We start from the raw sequence: 23,955 nt of genomic DNA, 5'->3' as shown, positions 1-23,955 counted from the left end.
TTTTTGTTGATGTTATCTACGGTTTTCGCTGGACCGGTACGCCGATATCTTCAAGCTGTTCAACAAAAACAGAAGGACGTTCTTTATCCTGCAGCAACCAGACCTGATGCTTCGCACGCGTCATCGCCACATACAATAAGCGCCGCTCTTCAGCATCCATGAAGTTTTCCGGTTCAGGCAATAACACTTCTTCCAGCAAAGATTCCCGTGCGGGGGCAGGAAAACCGTCATTGCCTTCGTGCAATCCGACAATAATGACATATTCAGCCTGTTGTCCTTTACTGGCGTGAATCGTCATGAAATCAAGATTAAGCTTTGGCCAGCGGGTCGCGGCTTTCTCCAGAATTTGCGGACGAAGATGGTGATAACGCGCCAGCACCAGAATATGTTCATCGGCGGTGGCATAACCACTGAGTTTATCCAGCAATTTTTCCATCTGGTCCTGAGGCAGGATCACGACATTCTTTTTGTTGCCTTTGGTCAGACTGTTCAGCGGCTTCTTCAACTGATAAGGGTTCTGCTGCACAAACTTATTGGCGATTTCTCCGATGCGGTCATTGAACCGGTAAGTCGTATCCAGCGCGCATTGCGCCCCTTCGCCAAAATTGTCTGCAAACGCCGTGGTCAGCGACAACTCAGCCCCGCTGAAACGGTAAATCGCCTGCCAGTCGTCCCCCACAGCAAACAAGCTGGTATGCTTATTAAGTTTACGCAAAGCCGAAAGCAGCAGCGCACGCTGGGGGGAAATGTCCTGGAATTCATCCACCAGAATATGCTTCCACGGGCTGACAAAACGCCCTTTTTCCAGAATATTGACTGCCTGATGGATAAGCCCCGAAAAATCAACCGCGCCCTCTTCTTTCAGTGCGGTTTTCCAGGCTTTCATCAGCGGTGCCATCAGGCGAATACGCTTAGTAAACAGATCCCTGACTTCTTCCGGTGCGTTTTCAATCATCTGCGCCTGGCTGCCACCGTGCATACGCATCAGGCTCAGCCAGCGCTCAAGGCGACTTCCAAGACGCTCCGCCAGCGATTTATTTTTCCAGTAATCTCCGTCAGGAACCGTCCACTCCAGTTCGTCGGTCATCCATTGCCGCCAGCCGCTGGCCTGCACTTTTTTCTCGGCACACTGCTGTTGCCACGTCTTAATCAGTAAGCTGCGACGGGCTTTCGAGTCGGTTTCAAGTTTGCTGATTTTGGGGGCTTTCTTGCTTCCTTCCTGGATAATCTGCAACGCAAGCGCATGGAACGTCTTGGCCTTGATGCCTTCCGTATGCAGACGCTCTTTGATACGCCCGTTCATTTCATCTGCTGCCTGACGCCCGAAAGCCAGCAACAGAATTTGTTCAGGATGCGCTTCCTGACGGCGCAGCAGCCAGCCCGCGCGCGCCACCAGTACCGACGTTTTACCACTGCCCGCGCCAGCCAGCACCAGCACCGCATCTTCACCGTTCACGACAGCACGGCACTGGCTGTCATTAAGCGGCGACACTTCAACGGTATCAAAAAAGTCACGGTTATCGGCAATCACTCTGTCAGTCCATGCCAGATTGCGCCGGTCAACGCTGCGTTTACCCTGCTCAAGCCAGCGCAGGCAGGTCTGGTAATCTTCCCGACAGTTATCAAATTCAGTAAGACGTTCAACAGGCACCGGGATCGCAGAAAATGCCTCAGTGATGTCTTTCTGCACATCAGCCAGATCAACACGTTTGAACCATTTATCTTGCTGTTCAATCTGCAGGATTTTTTTAACCTGTCCGTGTAATACCCCGGCGCTGACCTCGCTCATCTCCAGACTCCAGGTCTGCCAGATATTGAGAAGGTACTGATAAAAACGCTGGGTTTCCTGCCATTCAGTGCCGTGCAAACGGACCACTTTTTGCTCCGGCAATTCAAATTCGAGCTCCCCCCAGACGATACCGCGCTTGCAGCGGATCTGGATAAGCTGATTAAAAGGGATCAGGTAGTGATGTTTGTCGCCACTGACTTCCACGCCTGCATTAAGCAGGCGCACCCGGTTATAAGGGTGCTGCGCCAGATGTTTCCCGAATGAGGTCGATTTCAATTCCATATCATCACACCGTGTTTTCTCTTTAATTCCTGACATTTTACATGCAAGAGCATTTAAGAGTTTACCTTTGATAAGCGCAGGCGATCCACGCGCCAAAACAGAGTAGAATAAGGGGTATGTTTGCGTTACGTGAACATGAAATTTATCAATTTTTTAATCTCTTCGGGAAGAGCTGCCATGCGCACCGTACTCAATATTCTCAACTTTGTTTTAGGTGGTTTTTTCACCACGCTTGCCTGGTTGCTTGCTACGCTGGTCAGTATCGTGCTGATCTTTACACTGCCACTCACCCGCTCTTGCTGGGAAATTACCCGTCTTTCACTGTTGCCATTTGGCAATGAAGCCGTGCATGTCGATGAACTGTATCCGGAAAAACGCAACGTGTTACTGTCCGGTGGAGGTACTCTGTTGAATATCTTCTGGTTTATTTTTTTCGGCTGGTGGTTATGCTTGTCGCATATCATTGCCGGTATTGCGCAATGTATCAGCATAATTGGTATTCCGGTGGGCATTGCAAACTTTAAAATCGCAGCCATTGCACTCTGGCCGGTAGGACGCCGGGTCGTTTCCGTCGAGCTGGCAAAACAAGTCCGCGAAGCTAATGCAAGCCGTCAGAGAGAAAACGGACGCATTCGCTGATTGCGGTGTTTCATCATTTTTGAATTTTAAGGCGGGGTTTTTTCGTGCTTTCTATTGCACCCGGTTTACGGCGTTATGCTTATAACAGCAATGTTCTTTATCACATCAGAATTTTCATTGCGCTCACAGGCGCTGCGGCATTGCCGTGGTGGTTGGGGCAGTTTACGCTGACAATTCCCCTGACACTCGGCGTGGTTGCAGCGGCTCTTGCTGACCTTGACGATCGTCTCGCCGGTCGTCTGCGCAATTTGCTGATTACCCTGGTCTGCTTTTTCATTGCTTCAGCTTCCATAGAATTACTTTTCCCTTACCCGTGGCTTTTTGCACCAGGACTGATGATTTCAACCTGCGGATTTATCCTGCTGGGAGCCCTGGGCCAGCGTTATGCCACGATTGCCTTTGGCGCGTTGCTGATCGCCATATATACAATGCTCGGCACCAGCATGTATCACATCTGGTATCAGCAACCGCTGATCCTGCTTGCGGGTGCTATCTGGTACAACCTGCTGACACTGGCTGGCCATATTATTTTTCCCATACGCCCCTTACAGGATCAGATTTCCCGTTGTTTCACGCAACTGGCGGCTTATCTTGAAGCCAAAGCAACGCTGTTTGATCCCGATCAGGAAGATAACAACCAGCAACTTGTCGAGCTGGCCATGGCCAATGGTCAACTGGTCTCCACACTCAACCAAACGAAAAATACGCTACAGACCCGGCTGAAGGGGGATCGCGGCCAGAAAGGAACACGTCGGACATTGCATTATTATTTTGTGGTGCAGGATATTCATGAACGCGCCAGTTCGTCCCACGTGCAATATCTCAAGCTCAGTGAACAATTCCATCACAGTGATATTTTGTTCCGCTTTCAGCGTCTGATGAGCATGCAGGCACGGGCCTGTTTACAACTGTCACAATGCATTCTTTATCGTCAGCAATATACCCACAACGGCCAGTTCGAACGGGCGTTTTCCCGGCTGGAAGAAGCCCTCAAGCGCCTGGAATCTCACAATGAACACCGTGAAACGTTGCAGGCGTTGCGCCATCTGTTACGCAATCTGCATGCGATTGATGCGCAACTGGCAAATATTGAGTCTGAGCAGTCTCTGCCGGAAAACCAGACCGGCAAAAGCCCGTTTGCGGAAGACCGCCTGACCGGCCTTGATGACATCTGGCTGCGTATTTCACGTCATTTCACACCGCAATCTGTATTGTTCCGCCATGCAATTCGTATGTCTGTGGTGCTCTTTGTGGGCTACGTTTTCATTCAGGTTAGCGGCTTAAATCACGGCTATTGGATCTTGCTCACCAGCCTTTTTGTCTGTCAACCAAACTACAGTGCGACCCGCAGAAGGTTAGCACTAAGGATAATCGGAACACTTGCCGGTATTGCACTCGGTATCCCTATCCTATACTTCGTTCCTTCCGTTGACGGACAAATGATTCTGATCGTCATCAGCGGATTATTGTTCTTTGCGTTCCGTACAGTGCAATATGCACAGGCCACGATGTTCATCACCCTTCTGGTGTTGTTATGCTTCAATTTGCTGGGCGAAGGATTTGAAGTCGCTATTCCGAGGGTAATAGATACCCTGATTGGTTGTGGTATCGCCTGGGCGGCAGTAACTTTTATATGGCCCGACTGGAAATTCAGACAACTGGATAAGGTTGTCAGCAAAACGTTCGATGCTAATTGCCGCTATCTTGATGCAATCCTGGTGCAATACCATCAGGGGAAAGACAATAGTCTCGACTATCGTCTGGCCCGTCGTGATGCACATAATTGCGATGCCGAACTGGCGTCCGTTGTGTCGAACATGAGCTCTGAGAGAAATAACGATCCGGCGACCCTCGAAGCGGCGTTTCGCCTGTTATGCCTCAATCATACGATGCTGAGTTACATTTCGGCGTTGGGTGCTCATCGCGAAAAACTCAATGATGCTGAAACCCTGAGATTGCTCGATGATGCAGCATGCTGCGTTGACGGTGCTTTGCATCATCTGCCTTCTGAAGCAGAACGCATTCAAAATGCGCTCGGGCAACTGACTGCGCGTATTCAGTTGCGAACAGCAGATATCGACAGTAAAGAGCAACTCGTGCTTCAGCAGATTGGATTACTGGTGGCCCATTTGCCTGAACTCACCAGTCTCAATACTAAAATCCTGCCGGCAAAGAGTCAGCTCTAGTTGCAGATACCCTACGCAAATTTAGTGCACGACCATTGATAGCTGCTCTTTGTGATGGTTAAACCAGTGAGTTAATAATTCTCTGGATTCCACCGGCAAAGCAGCTTCATGGAAGCCTAAAATTGCCCCTTCCAGCGCCATCAGTAAATTAATCCCTAAATTCTTTTTTTTAATGGCACATAGTTTGAGATAGGTATGGCAGGCACCCTGCAACCGCAAGTCTCCCGAGTTCTCAATGCCGACTTGCCAGAGCATCCTTTCGAGCGCCAGCGAGAGATTGGGTAAATCTTTCAGGCGGACCGCTTCGCTGTTTTTTTTCAGTTCTTTATCCCGCAGCATGCCTTGCAACGATAATCTGCCCAGTTCGCATAGCGCCTTGGGATCATTCCATTGCCGGGCATTCACTTTGAAATAACGCAACTGCACATCCATGCCCCGCTTGCGATAGATCAGCCTCTCCATCTTCTTGCGGCAAAAATGCGCTTCGGTTTCGCCGGTCGCTCGCAGATAAAGTTCACCATCAGAAACCAGGGCGAACATGACGCGGTCAGCAGACAGGCTCATCCCCCCAAATTGGGTGCGGGAACGAATATTGCCCAGCGGGGAAAAAATCTCCAGACACTCGAGCACTCTTTTTTTTGATTTGTTTATCATTGCGTTATCCTTTTCACGTTAATCCCTTGCTTCCATTTTGAGTTACCAAAACAGCTAAAAGCAAAATACGCAATCTTATGAACCGCAACAAACATAAAATGCCGTTACAGCCTGTTGCCTTCAAAATTTGCGAGATATCTTGGAAAAATTGGGTTGATCTTTGCTCACCGCCAGAGTACTGTACATACATACAGTAACTCACTGGGGTACATCTTTATGCGAACTCAACACCATACAAATCATCATTTTAGTCAGCTTGCTTTGCCCGTTACTCCGTCACAGGTAAATACGTCTGCATCCTTGAATAATGGTCTGATCACTGAGTTCGTCTATAGTGCGAGCCAGCCTGCTTTTGCGCAGTTACTGCTGCCCTTACTGCAACACTTAGGTATGCAGTCTCGCTGGTTGTTGTGGCTCACGCCTCAGCAAAAACTGAGCCGTCATTGGTTATCTCAGTCAGGGTTGCCGGTGGATAAGATGGTGCAGGTAAATCAAATTACGGCGATGTCGACAGTGGATGCGATGGAGAAAGCATTGCAGACGGGTAACTACAGTGTCGTGTTGGGATGGCTTCCGGATTTGAGTGATGCTGAGAGGGAAAGATTGCAAATTGCCGCGCGTCAGGGAGGGGCTTATGGCTTCATTATGAAACCGACAATTGAACAGAATTCAGCTTGTGGACATCATTCAACAGTAAAAATTCACTCTTCCGTATACCATTAGTTCAAAATAGGAATTTTCCTATGAAAATAATGCGGAACTTAGTGATTTGTGCTGAATAATGCCTGCAAGCCAGTAAAAACGGGCTTCCGGAATGCCGATTAGAGCCAGAATTTGTCAGCAAATTGCCAAACACGTTAAGAAATGTGTACATTTTTCCCTTTTTTTCCACGGTGTTAACACATCAAGCTTGTAAGTTTCGCGCCACGTTGTAGACTTTACAACGCCAAGGTTGCTCGATAATGCCAACGTAAAGTGGCAAGTTCTGAAATGAAGCAATAATCTTGGCGTAAGGATTTTAACCAAGGGCTTAAAAAGCTTAAAGCTCAATTGCCTATTTGGATGATAACGAGGCGCAAAATGAAAAAGACAGCTATCGCATTAGCAGTGGCACTGGCAGGTTTCGCTACCGTAGCGCAAGCCGCCCCTAAAGATAACACCTGGTATACCGGTGGTAAATTGGGCTGGTCCCAATACCATGACACTGGTTTCGCAAATGCTTACAACGGTATCGGCAACGGCCCTACCCACGAAAGCCAACTGGGTGCAGGTGCGTTCTTGGGTTACCAAGCGAACCAATACCTGGGCTTTGAAATGGGATATGACTGGCTTGGCCGTATGCCTTACAAAGGCAGCGTAAACAACGGCGCGTTCAAAGCACAAGGCGTTCAGCTGGCTGCTAAACTGAGCTACCCGCTGACTGACGATCTGGACCTGTACACCCGTCTGGGTGGTATGGTTTGGCGTGCAGATGCTAAGGGTAACTTCAACAACGGTGCTAATGGTCGCGTAAATGATCACGACACTGGTGTTTCTCCACTGGCAGCCGTAGGTCTTGAATACGCAGTAACCAAAAACTGGGCTACCCGTCTGGATTACCAGTGGGTTAACAACATTGGTGACGCGGCTACCGTTGGTGCACGTCCTGATAACGCAATGCTGTCTGTAGGTGTTTCTTACCGTTTCGGTCAAGATGAAGCAGCTGCTCCAGTTGTTGCTCCAGCACCAGCTCCAGCTCCAGTTGTAGAGACTAAGAAATTCACTCTGAAATCTGATGTTCTCTTCAACTTCAACAAAGCGACTCTGAAACCAGAAGGCCAACAGGCTCTGGATCAGCTGTACAGCCAGTTGAGCTCCATCGATCCTAAAGACGGTTCTGTTATCGTTCTGGGTTACACCGACCGTATCGGTTCAGAACAATACAACCAGAAACTGTCTGAGCAACGTGCTCAGAGCGTAGTAGATTACCTGGTATCTAAAGGTATCCCTGCTAACAAGATCTCTGCACAAGGCCAGGGTAAATCTAACCCAGTTACTGGTTCTACCTGTGACTCCGTTAAAGGCCGTGCTGCTCTGATCGACTGCCTGGCACCAGACCGTCGTGTAGAAATCGAAGTTAAAGGCTACAAAGATACTGTTACTCAGCCACAGGCTTAATAACACTCTTTAGCTTTTGCTCCAGATACTAAAAACCCCGCCATGGCGGGGTTTTTTTTTGCCTTCAGTCAGGGGAATAGCTGACTCCCTGAGACACGAAAGCAAATTATCCGGGATCTTTCTTGCCGAGGATTTGTTCTAAATCTTCTTTGAGTGAAGACATCTGATTCGCATATTTCTCTTTGCGCTCAGCATCTTCAAGAAGCTGAATGATTGTGTCAGAAAGCGTTACCCCCCGCCTTTGCGCCAGTCCCGCTAAACGCTGCCAGACCAGAAATTCTAAATCGATAGATTTTTTGCGAGTGTGCTGATGCTCGGCATTGAAGTGACGCTTACGGCGTGCACGGATAGTTTGCTTAAGGCGGTTTTCCAGCGCAGGATTCATATTATTAACAATCCAGTCTGATACTTTGACCGGCTCGTTTTCCAGGCTGAGAAGTTGATTCACGGATTCCTGGGCAGCGCTGTTTTCCAAATGGCGGGTGATCCGCTCACCTTCCCGGTGTTTTTTCACCAGATACTTCCATTTCCAACCACTTTCGAGATTTTCCAGTTGCTGATATTTCATCGTGAACTCTTCGGTGACCACGTAACTTTACTAAGCATAACAGCTTTAATTCAATTTTCACTCCAAATAAAACCGCTTATTCTGGTTGTTTTTTGCTCACCCGTACAACAATGTGCACTAAGAACAATTCTGCTATGACTCTCATTGTATGCAGCCGTATTTATTCTTGTATAATCGCACTTTCCCTTTTTATAGAAAACAGCTAACACATTGACCAATAACCGACTTGACTGGCAGCTTTTACTGCCCGACTCCGCGCCTTACGAGGCAATCTTTGCAACGGCTGCCCAGTTAGCCCCTGTCGATTTCGCAGGAATTCAGCCTCGGCTGGAAAATGGTTTAACGCTGTTTTGTCATCCCCGCTCACGTCCGCGTTTTATGACGCTCAAGGCGCAGGAAAATCGCGAATACTTGTCACGCATCGCACAGGTAGTCAGCGATTTACTGCCTGAACCGGCTGAAGTCAAGGGTAACCGCTACCATATTGAAGGCAATAGGGTAACGCTGCTGGCAGCAAAGTCTGCCGAAGATGCCTTCGCGGCTAAATCGACCTGCCAGTATCGTGAATGGGTTGAACCTGAACAGCTGTTCGGGTGCGTGCGCATTTACAAAGAACAAATTCAGCTGGAGCCAGGATTAGTACATCAGGTGAATGGTGGTGTACTGGTCCTTTCTATCCGTACTCTCATCGCGCAGCCTCTGATGTGGTTACGTCTGAAACAGATGATCACTGAAGGTCAATATCATTGGGTTTCGCCAGATGAGACTACACCGTTACCTGTGTCAGTCCCTCCGATGCCTTTGGATATCCGCCTGATTCTGGTCGGTGACCGCTTATCGCTTGGCGACCTCAATGATATGGAACCCGAGCTGGTGGATTCTGCCATTTATGGTGAATTCGAAGCCGACCTGCCGCTGACTGAAGAAAGCGATATGGAAACCTGGTGTGGTTATGTCAATACGCTGGCTGATGAACTTGAGATCCCACGTCTGGCCGCCGATGCATGGCCAGAGTTTTTGAAGATGGCCATTCGCCACAGCACAGATCAGGGCAGTCTGACACTCGATCCGGTATGGCTGAACACCCAGCTGAGCGAAGCGGCACTCTATAATGAAGATGAGCTGCTCAGCGTCAAGTCTCTTGAGGCGGCATCCAATGCACGCGCGTGGCGCGAGAGTTATCTGCAGGAGCGTATGCAGGATGAAATCGAGCTTGGACAAATTCGCATTGAAACAGAAGGCGAAGTTGTCGGGCAGATTAATGGCCTGTCTGTGCTGGAATATCCCGGACATCCGCGTGCGTTGGGTGAACCTTCCCGAATTAGTTGTGTCGTACACACCGGCGACGGTGAATTTACCGACGTCGAACGTAAAGCCGAGTTAGGCGGTAATCTGCATGCCAAAGGCATGATGATTATGCAGGCCTTTCTGATTTCCGAGTTAGAACTCGACCAGCCTCTGCCCTTCTCCGCATCGATTGTATTTGAGCAGTCTTACGGAGAAGTGGACGGCGACAGCGCTTCACTTGCTGAACTCTGCGCACTGATCAGTGCGTTATCGATGCAGCCGATCAACCAGCAAATTGCGGTCACCGGCTCCGTCGATCAGTTTGGGAATGTGCAACCTATTGGTGGCGTAAATGAGAAAATCGAAGGTTTCTTCGAAGTTTGTCAGCGCCGCGGTTTGACCGGTAAGCAAGGGGTCATTCTGCCAACCAGCAACGTGCGCAACCTGTGCCTGCATCCGCAGGTTTTGGACGCCGTTCGCGAAGGCCAGTTTCACTTGTGGGCAGTTGATAACGCAGCCGAAGCGCTGCCTATCCTGACCGGATTGATTTACACAAACGAAGAAGAAGCTGAAGAAGAGCGTCCGAGTCTGCTGGGATTAATTCAGCAGCGTATTGCGCTGGCAACATTGCAAGGCAGCCCGCGTTATCCGTGGCCTCTTCGCTGGTTGAACTGGTTCAATCGCAGCTGATCGGAGTTGTTCAGCTTACAGCTGTTCGCTAAACTCCGCCCTTCATCAAAATAAGGCTTACAGAGAACATGGTAGATAAACGCGATTCCTATACGAAAGAAGACCTCGTAGCTTCTGGCCGCAGTGAACTGTTCGGTGCTGGCGGCCCTCCATTACCCTCAGGCAATATGCTGATGATGGATCGTATCGTAAAGATGCAAGAAGATGGCGGCACCCATGGCAAAGGCTATGTTGAAGCTGAATTAGATATCAACCCTGATCTGTGGTTCTTTGGTTGTCACTTCATTGGCGATCCGGTCATGCCTGGTTGTCTGGGTCTGGATGCCATGTGGCAGTTAGTCGGCTTCTATCTGGGCTGGCTCGGTGGCGAAGGCAAAGGCCGCGCACTGGGTGTGGGTGAAGTTAAATTCACCGGCCAGGTTCTGCCAACCGCAAAACTGGTCACCTACCGCCTGAATTTCAAACGTGTTATCAACCGTAAACTGATCATGGGCGTGGCCGATGGTGAAGTGCTGGTTGACGGCGTGGTGATTTACACCGCAACTGACCTGAAAGTGGGTCTGTTTAAAGACGCTGCGGCTTTCTGAGAAAGCCCGCTACAGCCTCTGAAGAAAGGGTGAGCCTCAGGGCTCGCCTTTTTTTATGCCTGTCACAAAGACGGAAATTCTCATCGTTTGCCACAAACAAAAACCTCCGCGCGCAGCGGAGGTTGTCCTTTTTCTGACAGGGGAGCCGCTTAAGCGGTAACAGCCCTGTCCTCCATGGCTTGTCGCCAACCCCCGAGCCAGTGTGATCGGGCATCTAATGATTGGTACGGACAAATCTCTTTTGAGCGTCCGCCAATACCTGCTTGATATCCACGTGATTGTGCCCGTTCCAGGCGATCGCGTTTTTGTCTCTTCATGCCTTGTATCCCTCATTATTCAGGTCAGGTGGAAAGAAAACAGTGGGCCGCTTCTGCGTCCACATCTAACAAATAGCTGCAATATGAGGAGAGGTCAATGCGCAAAATTCACGCCAATGTCATATTTGTGAGCTATATTATTGGATTGCGCGCAAGATAATCGTGCCGTAAAAAATCTCATCTGGCTGATCCTCATAAAAAAATCCCGGGCTCTGTCGGGACAGAATCCGGGATTTTTAACGTTTTACTTAAAAATTATTAAGCTTAAAAAAACATTATCTTATTTGCATGGCGATCTGGCTCGCTTCTTGCTGCCAGCCCGCTGCCAGCGTTCTCACCAGCGCATCATAACCATCTTCCTTTTGTTTCAGGTTCAGGGTGAAATCGCGCTGAATCACCTGCCCGTTTCGTGTCAGGCTCCAGCTACCGCTCACGACTACAATGCCGTCATAGCGGCCGTGGAAACCGGTGACATTAACATTAAGCACATCCTGCTCGTCGGTATTTGCTGCCTGAGTAGACACCAGCGAACCCGGCAAGTCACGGCGTAAATAGGTCACCAGTGCTTGTTGAAGTTGCTGATCCAACGGGCTGGCCCAGAGGTTATTCTGCGTCAGCGTGTACTGCACATCATTGGTCTGATACACCAGACCTGAACCGGCCAGATAGTCTGCGACACTCACCCGCTCAACCCACAGATGCCGCTGTACGGCACCTGAAGACATCGCGCTGCCGGTTGTCGCAGTGCTGCTCAGCACAGGCAACTGGTAGTAGGTTTTCTGATCACTGCTGCTACAGGCAGTCAGGAATAATGCTAAGACGACAGGTATCCATTTCATCATTATTTGGCCTTCTTCGGCTGAGGATCATCTTGCCCTGGGGCGGCGAAAATCAGTGCATTACTTTTCTGGTTCAGCGTTTTCAATACCGGTTGCAGCTCACGCAGGGTTTTATCCAGACTCTGCATATCGCCGACCAGATTGCCATACGCAGGTGAACCTGGCTGGAAGCCTTTCAGGCTGCGATTCAGCTGGATCAGCGTCTGTTGCATATCCTGAGGCAGATTTTTCATCTCTTTACTGCTGACAATCGCGTTCAGGGACTCAATCGTTTTCTGCGTTGACTTCATCGTTCTCTGACTTTCCGCCAGCGTACTTGTCGCTTCACGCATCATCGGTTCGATTGGCAGATTGTTGATCTTATCAAGCGTGGTCATCAGTTTTTGCTGAATCTGTGCAAAGCCTCCGCTCACCGTTGGCAACAATTTATGCCCGCCGATTTCCAGCGGCCCTTTCCACGGCTTCTCATTCGGATAGAAATCCAGATCGATATACATCGCTCCCGTTAACAGGTTTGCGGATTTCATCGAAGCACGCAGCCCCTGAGCAATACCGTCACGGATATGATCTTCAATATTGAAATTGCTGCCCAGCAGCTGAGCAAAGCGATCCGGTTCAATGCGGATCAGTATCGGAATGCGATAATCATCCGACATCTGTTGTTTAACAACATTAATCGGATAAGGCACGTCGGCCACAGTCCCCAGGCGAATACCGCGGAATTCAACCGGCGCGCCAGGCTGCAGACCACGAACAGAATCCGAGAAGAACATCACGTAATCTGTATGACGGGTATACAACGACTCCTGAATGCTTTTCTGATCGTCGAAGAGCTTATAACTGTCGCCATTTTTAGCTTCATTGCCCTGCGTCCAGCCATTGGGAATATCAAAGCTGACACCCCCACTGAATAAGGTAGTAAGGGAACCCATTTCGACACGCATGCCGGCGGCAGACATATCAAAGTTCACGCCGCTGTCTTTCCAGAAACGGACGTTATCAGTCACCAGCGTGTCATAAGGCGCACGGATGAAAAGCTGGTATTTGATGTTACGTGCCTTCGGATCAAAGTGACTGGTTTCTACTGTACCGACCTGGAAACCACGGAACAGTACCGGGTCACCTGGACTCAGTTGGCCGGAGCGCTCACTTTCCAGGCTCACGCGGATCCCCTTCGCATCCGGCGAAGCCAGCGGCGGTGAGTCATCTAATTTATACTCTGACTTTTCTCCACCCTTGTTGCCTGGCTGCAACTGAATATAAGCACCGGACAATAATGTGCCCAGACCGGAGATGCCTTCACGTCCGATTTGTGGTTTCACCACCCAGAAAACAGAGTCATCGCGCAGCATTTTTTCCATGCCGGTGTTCAGTCGTGCTTTGATGATAACTTGTTGTAAATCATCGCTCAGCGTAACCGACTCTACTTTACCGACATCAACGTTACGGCTTTTGATGGTGGTTTTGCCACCTTCGATGCCTTCGGCGGTGGTGGTGATCAGCGTGACTTCCGGGCCCTGATGGCTGTAGTGATAAAACAGGATCCACGCGCCAATCAGCGCGGTGACGATCGGTACGATCCACACCGGCGACCAGCGTTTAATTTTTTCGACTTTGGCAGTTCCATCATGCTCTGCCATGTTATTTCCTGCCATCTTGTGGCTCCTTTGTAGACTTCATTCCAGCGCGATCCCAAATGAGCCTTGGGTCAAATGTCGTTGCGGCAAACATGGTGAGAATGACCACGCAGGCAAAAAGCAGCGCGCCAATATCCGGATAGATACTCATCAGTTGCCCCATTCTCACCAGCGCCGCCAGTACCGCAATAACAAACACGTCGATCATTGACCAGCGGCCAACGAACTCAACCATCTCGTAAATGACATGCAACCGTTCCCTGTCGATCTCTTTATCGCTGTTCGCATCCCAGCATAGCCAGGCAATAGCGATCATTTTGAGCGTCGGCACCATGATACTGGCGATCAAAATAACCAGCGCCACGGGATAGGAACCTTCGCTCCATAACAACGCCACCCCGGCCATAATCGTGGACGGCATCGGATTGCCCAGAACCTGAGTGATCATGATGGGTAACAGATTTGCCGGGATATACAGCAGAACGGAGGTCACCAGCAGAGCCAGGGTCCATTGCAGACTGTTTTTACGCCGCGCATAACCATGGGTTTTGCAGCGGCCACATTCTTTCTGATCAACCGGTAAAATCGCCATACAGCAATGACAGGAACGCAATCCCTGACGCAGCCCGCTTTCGCCCACGCGCAGCGGGTGAGACACCGCCGGAGCAGGTTCGATATGCTGCCATACCCACAGGCGATCAGTGCACTGAAAGGCACGTAATTGCAGAAGACAAAACAGGACATAGGGATAAAAACTGGTGCCCACGCCCACGTCACCGTAAGCCATGAGTTTCACGAAGCTAACCAGTACACCGGCAAGGAAAATCTCGACCATACACCAGGCTTTCAGCTGGAATAAGGTACGGGCAATGCCAACTTTCCAGCGAACGGGAATATTGACCCCCTGGCAGAGGATGATAATAGACAACATGCAGATGGCCGGGAGCAGTTGCACCACAATCATAAACAGCGACGCCATGCTGGCGTAATCTTCTGAAACCAGAACCTGAGGGATCTGCACCAGCGTGACTTCACTGCTCAGCCCGGCGACATTCATATTAACGAAGGGAAAGAGATTGGCCAGCAACAGCATGAACAACGCACTGATGGCATAACCGACAGGACGTCTTCGAGGCTCATTCCAGCGGGAAGTCAGCGTAGTGTGGCAACGGGGACACACCGCTTTTTGCCCGATGTGCAGACCAGGAATGGCCACCAGCATATCGCATTGGGGGCATAAAATGTGCGGGCCAGGGTCATGGGCGTCAGAACACACTATCGACTCCTCAACAGCGGAAAGACTACGAATATCGGCAACCGGTCTTCCCTTTATCCGGTTGCCAATCATATGCAGTGTTAAGCGTTCTTCTGCGCTTCCAGCGCTTCCCAACGTTCAAACGCCTGCTCTAACTCAAGCTCTGCGGCAGCGAAAGCAGTGAGCACCTGCTGAGTTTCTTCATGAGGAAGGGTGAAGAAATTCGCATCGCTCATTTGCAGTTGCAAGGCACTGATTTTTTCTTCCAGAGTGCTGATTTGCGAAGGCAATTGTTCCAGCTCACGTTGCTGATTATAGCTGAGCTTATTCGCAGTGCGTTTGGCCGGTTCTGCTTTTGGTTGTGCAGCGGGTTTATTTTCCGTTGTCACCGCCTGACGGATTGGCTTCTGGTTGCGCCGCTGATGCTGTGCATCATGGTACCCACCCACGTAGCTATTGATCACGCCGTCGCCTTCATAAATCCAGCATTCAGTTGCCGAGTTATCCACGAATTCACGGTCATGGCTCACCAGCAGTACCGTGCCCTGATAGCTGTCGATCATCTCTTCCAGGAGTTCAAGAGTTTCCACATCCAGGTCATTGGTCGGTTCATCGAGGATCAACAGGTTGCTCGGGCGCAGGAATAATTTTGCCAGCAGCAGACGGTTACGTTCGCCACCTGACAGCGCTTTCACCGGTGTCATAGCGCGTTTCGGGTGGAACAGGAAGTCCTGCAGGTAGCCCAGTACGTGGCGTGCACGGCCATTAACCATCACTTCCTGCTTACCTTCGGCCAGGTTATCCATTACGGTACGTTCAGGATCCAGCTCCGCACGGTGCTGGTCGAAGTACGCCACTTCCAGCTTAGTACCGCAGTGGACGCGGCCGCTGTCTGCCTGAATCTTACTTAACATCAGTTTCAGCAGCGTCGTTTTACCACAGCCGTTCGGGCCAATCAGCGCAATCTTATCACCGCGCATGACCTGCGCAGAGAAGTTGCTCACCAGTTGTTTACCGGCCACACTGTAATAAACGTCTTCCATTTCAAAGACAATTTTGCCGGAACTTGCGGCTTCGACCACCTGCATTTTCGCAGTACCCATTACTTCGCGGCGTTCTGAACGCTCACGACGCAGGGCTTTCAGTGCGCGAACGCGGCCTTCGTTGCGGGTACGACGGGCTTTGATACCCTGACGGATCCACACTTCTTCCTGCGCCAGTTTTTTATCAAACTCGGCGTTCTGCAACTCTTCAACACGCAACGCCTCTTCTTTCGCCAGCAGATACGCTTCGTAATTGCCCGGATAGGAGACCAGTTTGCCGCGATCAAGATCGACAATGCGCGTGGCCATATTGCGGATAAAGGAACGGTCATGGGAGATGAAGATAATGCTGCCCTGGAATTCTTTCAGGAAATCTTCCAGCCACGCGATACTCTCGATATCCAGGTGGTTGGTCGGTTCGTCAAGCAGCAGAATGTGCGGCGCGCTGACCAGCGCACGACCCAGCGCAGCTTTACGCAGCCAGCCACCGGAGAGTGATTTCAGCTCGGTATCCGCATCCAGTCCCAGTTTTAACAGAACTTCGTTGATACGGCTGTCGAGTTGCCACAAGCCCTGGTGATCGAGTATCTCCATTACCTGAGCCAGTTTATTCATGTTCTTTTCGCTCGGGTCGGTTTCAACCAGATGCGAAATGGCGTGATACGCCTTCAGATGTTCAGCCTGCTCGAAGACGCCTTCTGAGACAAAATCAAACACCGTACCTTCAACATTGCGCGGCGGGTCCTGTTGCAGACGCGCCACAATCAAATCCTGCTCGTACACGATGCGCCCGTCATCAAGCGGCACTTCGCGGTTCAGAATTTTCATCAGCGTCGATTTACCGGCGCCGTTACGGCCGACCAGACAGACACGCTCATTTGGCTCAATGTGTAATTCGGTGTTATCCAACAGCGGCGAGTCACTGAATGACAGCCAGGCACCTGACATACTAATTAACGACATAAACTTTATTTTTCCTCGCCGGCATGGGACAGCAGCCAGCAGTTATGAATTTGACGATTACGGGCAAAATCCTGTGACAGGGTTTGGCTGGTGATTTCTTTCGCGCTCAGCCCCAGCTTACTCAGTCCTTCGAGATCCATCTGGAAGCCGCGCTTGTTGTTGGAAAACATAATGGTGCCGTTGCGACGTAAAATGCGTTTCAGATCTTTCATCAGGGCCAGATGATCACGCTGTACGTCAAAACTTTCGGCCATACGTTTCGAGTTGGAGAACGTCGGCGGATCGATAAAGATCACATCGAATTGTTCGTCGCACATACCCAGATAAGACAGACAATCCGCCTGGATCAGGCGATGCTGACGGCCGGTCAGATCGTTGGCGCGCAGGTTCTTTTCCGCCCATTCCAGATACGTGCGGGACATATCTACCGTGGTCGTACTACGTGCACCGCCCAGACCGGCATGAACACTGGCGGTACCGGTGTAAGCAAACAGGTTGAGGAAGTCTTTACCTTTGCTCATTTCACCCAGCATTTTGCGAGCGATGCGGTGATCAAGGAACAAACCGGTATCAAGATAATCCGTCAGGTTAACCCACAGTTTAGCGTTGAATTCTTCAACCAGCAGGAACTCGCCCTTTTGCGCCAGTTTCTCGTACTGACTGGTGCCTTTCTGACGTTCACGCGTTTTGAGGATCAACTGACTGGACGAAATGTCCAGCACAGACAGTGTGGCGTTTATCACGTCGAACAAGCGCTGACGGGCTTTTTGCGCATCAACGGTTTTTGGCGGCGCATACTCCTGCACCACCACTTTGCTGCCGTAGCGGTCAACCGCTACGTTGTAATCCGGCAAATCGGCGTCATACAGGCGATAACATTCAATCCCCTGCTGTTTGGCCCATTTCTCCAGTTTTTTGACGTTTTTACGCAGGCGGTTAGCATAATCTTCCGCCATTTGCGTACCCGCCGCCCCCGTCGGGTTTTCTGCCAGCTGATAGTTTTTCTGCACACATTCCAGCGGGCCGTTTTTAGCTTTGAACTGGCGTTCAGCACGCAGTTGCAGGCAGCTCAGCAATTCCGGTGACGCACTGAACAGCGACAACTGCCAGCCACCAAATTGGGTCTTCATAATGCGGCCGAGCAAGTTATGCAGCGCAATCAATGCCGGTTCGCTTTCCAGACGCTCACCATATGGCGGGTTACTGATCACAGTACCCACCGGGCCTTCCGGCAGCGGATTCACCAGTTTCCCGACTTCTGCAGCTTCGAAGCTAATCAGCTCCGCCACACCGGCACGACGGGCGTTGGCACGCGCCATTTCGATCACGCGACGGTCGATATCAGAACCGAAGAAACGGGATGTCGTTTCCTGCACCGCACGGCGGGTGCGAACCTGTGCTTCCGCAGTCAGTTCGCGCCACAGTTCTGCGTCAAATTGGTTCCAGCCGGTAAAGCCCCAGTGCTGGCGATGCAAGCCCGGCGCGCGATCGGCGGCGATCATTGCCGCTTCGATCAGCAACGTACCGGAACCACACATCGGATCGACCATCGGCGTGCCAGCCTGCCAGCCGGAACGCATAACAATCGCCGCCGCCAGGTTTTCTTTCAGCGGCGCCTGACCGGTCAGATCACGGTAGCCACGCTGATGCAGGCCTTCGCCGCTGAGATCCAGTGCCACGCTGGCCGTATCACGCTGCAGGAAGACGTTTACGCGGATGTCGGGCTGCTGTTTTGCCACATTCGGGCGTTCATCCATTTTGCGGGTAAAGCTGTCGACGATGGCGTCTTTTACTTTCAGCGCACCGTACTGGCTGTTACGGATTTCATCATTCAGGCCGCTGAAATGCACGGCAAAGGTTTTATCCACGCTAAAAACGGACGGCCAGTCAATCGCCATCACGCCGAGATAGAGATCCAGATCGCTGTGAACTTTGAATTCGTTCAGCGGCAACAGGATGCGCGAAGCCAGACGGCTCCACAGTAAGCTGCGGTACAACAGGCGATCGTCACCTTCAAAATGCACCCCTCCCTGCACAATCTTGCAGGCTTGCGCACCCAGCGTTTCCAGTTCGCTTTTTAACAGTTCTTCCAGTCCACGCGCCGTGCTGGCAAACAAAGAGTTCATATCGACATATCACCAAAAATAAAATTGTTGCGCATTATAGCTAATCCCCGCCTCTTGTCATAAAGTCTCTGGTTGTTCTTAAGACTTTACACTCTGAGAGGCCGTCTTCAGTGCCCATTCTTTCACGTTTATTTGTTCACCCGGTCAAATCCATGCGCGGCCTGCAGGTTTCACACTCGCTGGTGACGGCAACCGGTCTGGCGTTTGATCGCCAGTTCATGATTACCGATCCGCAAGGCATGTTCATTACAGCACGCCAGTATCCGAATCTCGTGCTGTTCACGCCGGTTTTGCTGCCTGATGGTCTGATGATTTGTACACCCGAAGGCGAAAGTATCATCGTCAAATTTCGTGATTTCGCAGGCGTTAATTCCCCGACAGAAGTCTGGGGCAACCAGTTTACCTCACTCATCGCGCCGGAACCCGTAAATCGCGGGTTAAGTGGCTATTTAAAGCGTGACGTTCAACTGCGCTGGGTTGGCGACGAACCGACGCGCCGGGTGAAAAAACATCCGGAAGTGCCGCTGTCGTTCGCTGACGGATTCCCGTATCTGCTGATCAATGAAGCCTCACTGCAGGATTTACAACGCCGCTGTCCGGGCGGCGTCAGGATGGAACAGTTCCGGCCAAATATCGTGGTCAGCGACGCGCATGCCTATGCCGAAGACAGCTGGCAGACAATCCGCATCGGGGAAGTGATTTTCGATCTGGTGAAACCGTGTAGCCGTTGCATTTTGACCACGGTCAGCGTCGAAAAAGGACGCAAACATCCGCGTGGCGAACCATTGAAAACGTTGCAGGGGTATCGAACCGCCAGCGACGGCGATGTCGATTTTGGTCAAAACATGATTGCCCGCAACAGCGGCGTGATACGCGCAGGTGACAGTGTTCAGGTGCTGGCCACCAAACCACCACGACCTTACAGCGCGGGCGATATCATTGAAAATGTGGAAGCGCCAAAAAGCACCGCACAGGACATCAGCATTCATTATCAGGGGACGCAGTTCACCGGTAATAATCAGCAGATTTTGCTCGAACAGCTGGAATTGCAGGGGTTACGTATCCCCTATTCCTGTCGTGCCGGAATTTGTGGCGCATGCAGAATGACGTTAAAAGAAGGGAAAGTGGCGCCACTGAAAGAGAGTGCTGTGGGAAAAGACGGAACGATATTGTCGTGCAGTTGTATTCCGGCCTCGGATATTGTGCTCGGCTAGAGAGGTATTGAATGAGGATCAGGCAGAAGACTACACTGCCTGATCGTAAACATCATCTCTGTCAACGCGCAATGCTGCTGGCATTAACCTGTCATGCATCACTTTGATTGCATCACCCAACACCATGCCACGTCCGGCCACCGTCAGTCGTTCCTGCGCCAGCAGGCACAGACTGGCATTATCTCCGGATTCCACCACCAGTAATGTCGCCTGTTCACCGCTTTCCATCACCTGCACCTGAGCAAGCTGACCGTTAGCGGGCTGGAAAGGACGCAACTGCTGACTGAAATGCCAACTCTTCGGCATCAGCGGTTTTAAAAAACGGTAAGCGACTAAGGCATTCAGAACTAATTCAGCGCGTTGTTCAGCCGTGAGGCGAATATGTTTACACTGTTCTTCAAAATCAAAATACAGTGCCGCATCATCGACACAAAATGACATATTTCCGAAGGCATCAGGGGTTAACATTTTAGCGGGAAAACGGGAACGAAAAATCATGCCATTGGCGAGATCCAGCATAAGCCGGTCATGTTCTGTATCAAAATACCAACGCCAATTATCATCTGGTTTAATTTTCATCTCGTCATCCTGTTTACCCTCATGCACTCTGCCTGATGTCATTACCGGCTAATCTGTAAGAATAGATTTTTCAGTAACGAAACGATATCAGACAAATCCTGAGCCTGAATTACGGTCAGTGGACAAAATATAGACGAGCCGGGTTAATAAATAAACCCCTGACTCGCCTTCAGGATGAAAAATATTAGATATGGGTAACAATATCTTTGATCAGGCCCGGGCCTTTAAAGATAAAGCCGGAATAGATTTGAATTAAGGAAGCGCCTGCTGCCATTTTTTCACGGGCCGCCGTTAATGAATCAATACCGCCCACACCAATAACAGGCAGACGTCCTTGTAATTCATTTGAGAGCATGCGGATAATTTCTGTGCTGCGCAGTTGCAAAGGACGTCCGCTCAGGCCACCGATCTGTTCGCAATAATTGAGCCCCTGAACCAGTTTACGATCGAGTGTGGTATTCGTCGCGATCACGCCATCCATATTATGACGCACTAAACTGTCGGCTATTTGGATCAATTCTTCCTCAGAAAGATCCGGCGCGATCTTCACTGCGACAGGCACATATTTCTGATGACGTTGCTGTAGTTCAAGCTGCTTATTCTTAATCGCTGCCAGCAGATCATCCAGCGCTTCACCGTATTGCAATGAACGTAATCCCGGCGTGTTAGGTGATGAAATATTCACCGCGATATAACCTGCGTAGGGATATACTTTTTCCATACAGGTCAGATAATCCTCTTTGCCCTGCTCGACCGGCGTGTCTTTATTCTTGCCGATATTAATCCCCAGGATACCGCCAAAATGTGATTTTTTGACATTATTCACCAGATTATCCACGCCATGGTTATTGAAACCCATACGGTTAATCAGGCCTTCTGCTTCAACAATACGGAATAAACGGGGCTTATCATTACCGGCCTGCGCGCGCGGAGTCACGGTACCCACTTCAATAAATCCAAAGCCCATTGCCCCGAGCGCATCAATACATTCGCCGTCTTTATCCAGGCCTGCGGCCAGCCCCAGAGGGTTCTTAAAGGATAATCCCATGCAGGTCACCGGCCTGGACGGCACTGACTGGCGGATCAAAAATTCAAAAGGGGTGCCGGAAATGCGGCTCAGCTGACGAAAGGTTAACTCATGGGCGCGCTCTGGATCGAGCTGAAACAGTGCTTTCCTGACAAGAGGATAATACATGGAAACTCCTGGATTCCCGGTGGCTAGACGGGGCGGTATTATTGACTAAGCGCCGGACAATTGGAAATGATAACCGGCATATTGGTCAAATAATTGCTTCGCTGCGCAAACGATTACTTTTTTGTTACCTTTAGTTCACTTTTCCTTCCTTTTCCGCCATCGCCCCACAGCGCGCACAACACGTGCTTTATCTGATTTGAAACTTTCCATAGCCAAAATTGAGATTTCCGCTGCGCCACCTCTGGCTGCTAGGTTTACTTCACTTCGTTAAGAAAAATGATAGTTCTATAACAGATTGTTATAAGGAATAAGCAAATGCGTGTAGTGACTCTGGCAGGCAGCCCGCGACAACCCTCCCGCTCCTCTTCCCTGCTGGCGCTCAGCCACCAGTGGCTGGCGAGCCGTGGCGTTGAAGTTTTCACCTACAATATTCAGGATTTTTCCGCTGATGATCTGCTGTTCGCCAACTTCGGCAGCCCGCAGTTAAAGCAACTGAATGCCGAACTGGCAAGTGCAGATGGCCTGATCGTCGCCACGCCGGTCTATAAGGCGTCTTTTTCCGGCGCACTCAAAACCCTGCTTGATTTACTGCCAGAGCGCGCTCTCGACCATAAAGTGGTGCTGCCGCTGGCGACAGCCGGATCCATCGGCCATATGCTGGCCGTCGATTACGCACTGAAACCGGTACTCGCCTCGCTGAAAGCACAGGAAGTTTTGCAGGGCGTTTTCGCTGATGACAGCCTGATCACCGATTATCAGACGTTCCCGGCGAAGCTGGCCCCGGCACTGGAAGAGCGCCTGATCGAATCTCTGGAAAACTTCTACCTGGCGCTGAGCCGCCGCCGTCCGCAGCTTCCGTCTGTAGCGTCTCTTTCTGCGCAAGCCCTGCGTGTCTGACATTAAAAGGAATTAATCATGCCTGTTTCATTCTCTTTCCTACGCCGTATCCCGATTGTGGCCGGTCTGCTGACCAGCCTTTTTCTGAACGGCACCGCAGCGGCTCAGGAAAAAGATCCGGCGCAATTACGTATTGCCTACCAGAAAGGATCTGTCGGGCTGGTGCTGGCGAAATCACACCAGTTACTGGAAAAACGTTTTCCGGATACAAAAATAAGCTGGGTAGAATTCCCTGCCGGGCCACAAATTCTTGAAGCGCTGAACGTCGGGAGTATTGATCTGGGTGGTACCGGTGATTTGCCGCCTTTGTTCGCGCAGGCAGCAGGGGCAGATTTGTTGTATATCGGCTCTGAACCCCCTAAACCGAAAGCAGAAGTGATTCTGGTCGACAACAACAGCCCGATTAAGACCGTGGCAGATCTCAAAGGCCATAAAGTCGCTTTCCAGAAAGGCTCCAGCTCGCACAACTTATTGCTTCGTGCCCTGCAACAGGCGGGACTGAAATTCAGTGATATTCAGCCGGTTTATCTGACGCCTGCCGATGCACGGGCCGCGTTCCAGCAACACGATGTGGATGCCTGGGCCATCTGGGATCCGTACTATTCGGCTGCACTGGTTCAGGGCGATGTGCGGGTTCTGACCGACGGCTCGACGCTGCATCAGACCGGCTCCTTCTATCTGGCACCGAAAAAATACACCGAAGCCAATCCGCAGTTTATCAGCCAGGTTCTGGACGTGTTGACGCAGGCGAATGCGCTGACCAAAACCGACCGTGAGCAAAGTATCAAACTGCTTTCCCAGTCGATGGGGCTGCCGGAAAAAGTTGTGGCGTCTTATCTGGATCATCTGCCGGATATGCCAATCATGCCGGTCAGTGCAGAAACAGAAAAACGCCAGCAGCAAACCGCCGACCTGTTCTATCAAAACCACATTTTACCGAAGCCGGTTGAAATTAAAGACCGCATCTGGAAACCCACTGTACAAGCTAACTGAACATCCATTGAGCCGTCGCTGAGCGGTAACGAATCGCAAATTTTGAGAGGAACATAAC

Annotated in this window: 20 protein-coding genes; 9 read left to right on the top strand and 11 right to left on the bottom strand. The window is 50.7% G+C overall.

The window, feature by feature from the left end; translation table 11 throughout:
- Positions 1–16 precede the first annotated feature (16 nt).
- The gene (gene helD, locus RAHAQ2_RS07800) at positions 17–2,071 is read right to left on the bottom strand and encodes a DNA helicase IV (RefSeq protein ID WP_037038739.1); all 2,055 of its coding nucleotides are present in this window, start codon (positions 2,069–2,071) and stop codon (positions 17–19) included.
- A 177-nt stretch (positions 2,072–2,248) separates the two neighbouring features.
- Between helD and RAHAQ2_RS07795 the strand changes: the two genes are divergently transcribed.
- Positions 2,249–2,710 (top strand): YccF domain-containing protein, encoded by a 462-nt coding sequence (locus RAHAQ2_RS07795; RefSeq protein ID WP_015696696.1) that lies wholly within the window; start codon positions 2,249–2,251, stop codon positions 2,708–2,710.
- 44 nt (positions 2,711–2,754) lie between these two features.
- Entirely contained in the window at positions 2,755–4,896 is a 2,142-nt protein-coding gene (gene yccS / locus RAHAQ2_RS07790; protein ID WP_015696695.1) for a YccS family putative transporter, read from the top strand.
- A 21-nt stretch (positions 4,897–4,917) separates the two neighbouring features.
- Here yccS and RAHAQ2_RS07785 read toward each other — a convergent pair whose 3' ends face one another.
- Positions 4,918–5,550 carry a TfoX/Sxy family protein gene (locus tag RAHAQ2_RS07785; RefSeq protein WP_015696694.1) on the bottom strand — a complete coding sequence of 211 codons (633 nt, stop codon included), beginning with the start codon at positions 5,548–5,550 and terminating at the stop codon, positions 4,918–4,920.
- Positions 5,551–5,766: 216 nt separating this feature from the next.
- Between RAHAQ2_RS07785 and sulA the strand changes: the two genes are divergently transcribed.
- Together sulA and ompA are read left to right on the top strand one after the other, a co-directional pair.
- On the top strand, positions 5,767–6,273 hold the full coding sequence (gene sulA / locus RAHAQ2_RS07780; protein WP_015696693.1) for an SOS-induced cell division inhibitor SulA: 507 nt from the start codon (positions 5,767–5,769) through the stop codon (positions 6,271–6,273).
- Positions 6,274–6,630: 357 nt separating this feature from the next.
- Positions 6,631–7,707: a porin OmpA gene (gene ompA, locus RAHAQ2_RS07775; RefSeq protein WP_015696692.1), complete on the top strand. Its 1,077-nt coding sequence runs from the start codon at positions 6,631–6,633 to the stop codon at positions 7,705–7,707.
- A 106-nt stretch (positions 7,708–7,813) separates the two neighbouring features.
- Here ompA and matP read toward each other — a convergent pair whose 3' ends face one another.
- Complete coding sequence (matP, locus tag RAHAQ2_RS07770) at positions 7,814–8,275, bottom strand: macrodomain Ter protein MatP (protein WP_015696691.1); 462 nt, start codon at positions 8,273–8,275, stop codon at positions 7,814–7,816.
- 210 nt (positions 8,276–8,485) lie between these two features.
- Here matP and RAHAQ2_RS07765 point away from each other — a divergent pair, with 210 nt between their 5' ends.
- Together RAHAQ2_RS07765 and fabA are read left to right on the top strand one after the other, a co-directional pair.
- On the top strand, positions 8,486–10,252 hold the full coding sequence (locus RAHAQ2_RS07765) for an AAA family ATPase (RefSeq protein ID WP_015696690.1): 1,767 nt from the start codon (positions 8,486–8,488) through the stop codon (positions 10,250–10,252).
- Positions 10,253–10,320: 68 nt separating this feature from the next.
- A complete protein-coding gene (fabA, locus tag RAHAQ2_RS07760) occupies positions 10,321–10,839 on the top strand; it encodes a bifunctional 3-hydroxydecanoyl-ACP dehydratase/trans-2-decenoyl-ACP isomerase (protein WP_013574872.1) in 519 nt (172 codons plus the stop codon).
- 149 nt (positions 10,840–10,988) lie between these two features.
- Here fabA and rmf read toward each other — a convergent pair whose 3' ends face one another.
- The 6 genes from rmf to rlmKL form a co-directional block, all read right to left on the bottom strand.
- Positions 10,989–11,156 (bottom strand): ribosome modulation factor, encoded by a 168-nt coding sequence (gene rmf, locus RAHAQ2_RS24830; RefSeq protein ID WP_013574871.1) that lies wholly within the window; start codon positions 11,154–11,156, stop codon positions 10,989–10,991.
- 275 nt (positions 11,157–11,431) lie between these two features.
- Positions 11,432–11,998 carry a membrane integrity-associated transporter subunit PqiC gene (gene pqiC / locus RAHAQ2_RS07755; RefSeq protein WP_015696689.1) on the bottom strand — a complete coding sequence of 189 codons (567 nt, stop codon included), beginning with the start codon at positions 11,996–11,998 and terminating at the stop codon, positions 11,432–11,434.
- Positions 11,998–13,650, bottom strand: coding sequence for an intermembrane transport protein PqiB (gene pqiB, locus RAHAQ2_RS07750; protein ID WP_015696688.1), 1,653 nt, complete (start codon positions 13,648–13,650; stop codon positions 11,998–12,000). The genes pqiC and pqiB overlap by 1 nt, the downstream gene beginning before the upstream one ends.
- Positions 13,637–14,911, bottom strand: a complete 1,275-nt coding sequence (pqiA, locus tag RAHAQ2_RS07745; protein WP_420802814.1) for a membrane integrity-associated transporter subunit PqiA — start codon at positions 14,909–14,911, stop codon at positions 13,637–13,639. The genes pqiB and pqiA overlap by 14 nt, the downstream gene beginning before the upstream one ends.
- A gap of 77 nt (positions 14,912–14,988) precedes the next feature.
- On the bottom strand, positions 14,989–16,893 hold the full coding sequence (locus RAHAQ2_RS07740) for an ABC transporter ATP-binding protein (RefSeq protein WP_015696686.1): 1,905 nt from the start codon (positions 16,891–16,893) through the stop codon (positions 14,989–14,991).
- A 5-nt stretch (positions 16,894–16,898) separates the two neighbouring features.
- Entirely contained in the window at positions 16,899–19,019 is a 2,121-nt protein-coding gene (gene rlmKL, locus RAHAQ2_RS07735) for a bifunctional 23S rRNA (guanine(2069)-N(7))-methyltransferase RlmK/23S rRNA (guanine(2445)-N(2))-methyltransferase RlmL (RefSeq protein WP_015696685.1), read from the bottom strand.
- 110 nt (positions 19,020–19,129) lie between these two features.
- On the opposite strand from rlmKL, the gene RAHAQ2_RS07730 reads away from it, so the two are divergent.
- On the top strand, positions 19,130–20,233 hold the full coding sequence (locus RAHAQ2_RS07730; RefSeq protein WP_015696684.1) for a YcbX family protein: 1,104 nt from the start codon (positions 19,130–19,132) through the stop codon (positions 20,231–20,233).
- Positions 20,234–20,263: 30 nt separating this feature from the next.
- Here RAHAQ2_RS07730 and RAHAQ2_RS07725 read toward each other — a convergent pair whose 3' ends face one another.
- Entirely contained in the window at positions 20,264–20,812 is a 549-nt protein-coding gene (locus tag RAHAQ2_RS07725) for a cell division protein ZapC (RefSeq protein WP_015696683.1), read from the bottom strand.
- A gap of 184 nt (positions 20,813–20,996) precedes the next feature.
- The gene (gene pyrD / locus RAHAQ2_RS07720) at positions 20,997–22,007 is read right to left on the bottom strand and encodes a quinone-dependent dihydroorotate dehydrogenase (protein WP_015696682.1); all 1,011 of its coding nucleotides are present in this window, start codon (positions 22,005–22,007) and stop codon (positions 20,997–20,999) included.
- A gap of 315 nt (positions 22,008–22,322) precedes the next feature.
- On the opposite strand from pyrD, the gene ssuE reads away from it, so the two are divergent.
- Together ssuE and RAHAQ2_RS07710 are read left to right on the top strand one after the other, a co-directional pair.
- Positions 22,323–22,904 carry an NADPH-dependent FMN reductase gene (gene ssuE / locus RAHAQ2_RS07715; protein WP_013574862.1) on the top strand — a complete coding sequence of 194 codons (582 nt, stop codon included), beginning with the start codon at positions 22,323–22,325 and terminating at the stop codon, positions 22,902–22,904.
- A gap of 18 nt (positions 22,905–22,922) precedes the next feature.
- Positions 22,923–23,897 carry a sulfonate ABC transporter substrate-binding protein gene (locus RAHAQ2_RS07710; RefSeq protein WP_015696681.1) on the top strand — a complete coding sequence of 325 codons (975 nt, stop codon included), beginning with the start codon at positions 22,923–22,925 and terminating at the stop codon, positions 23,895–23,897.
- Positions 23,898–23,955: the final 58 nt, after the last annotated feature.

Origin of the sequence: Rahnella aquatilis CIP 78.65 = ATCC 33071 (assembly GCF_000241955.1) — a bacterium.
In the GTDB taxonomy this organism is placed as follows: Bacteria; Pseudomonadota; Gammaproteobacteria; order Enterobacterales; family Enterobacteriaceae; genus Rahnella; species Rahnella aquatilis.
This window is presented reverse-complemented; position numbering and strand designations above follow the sequence as displayed.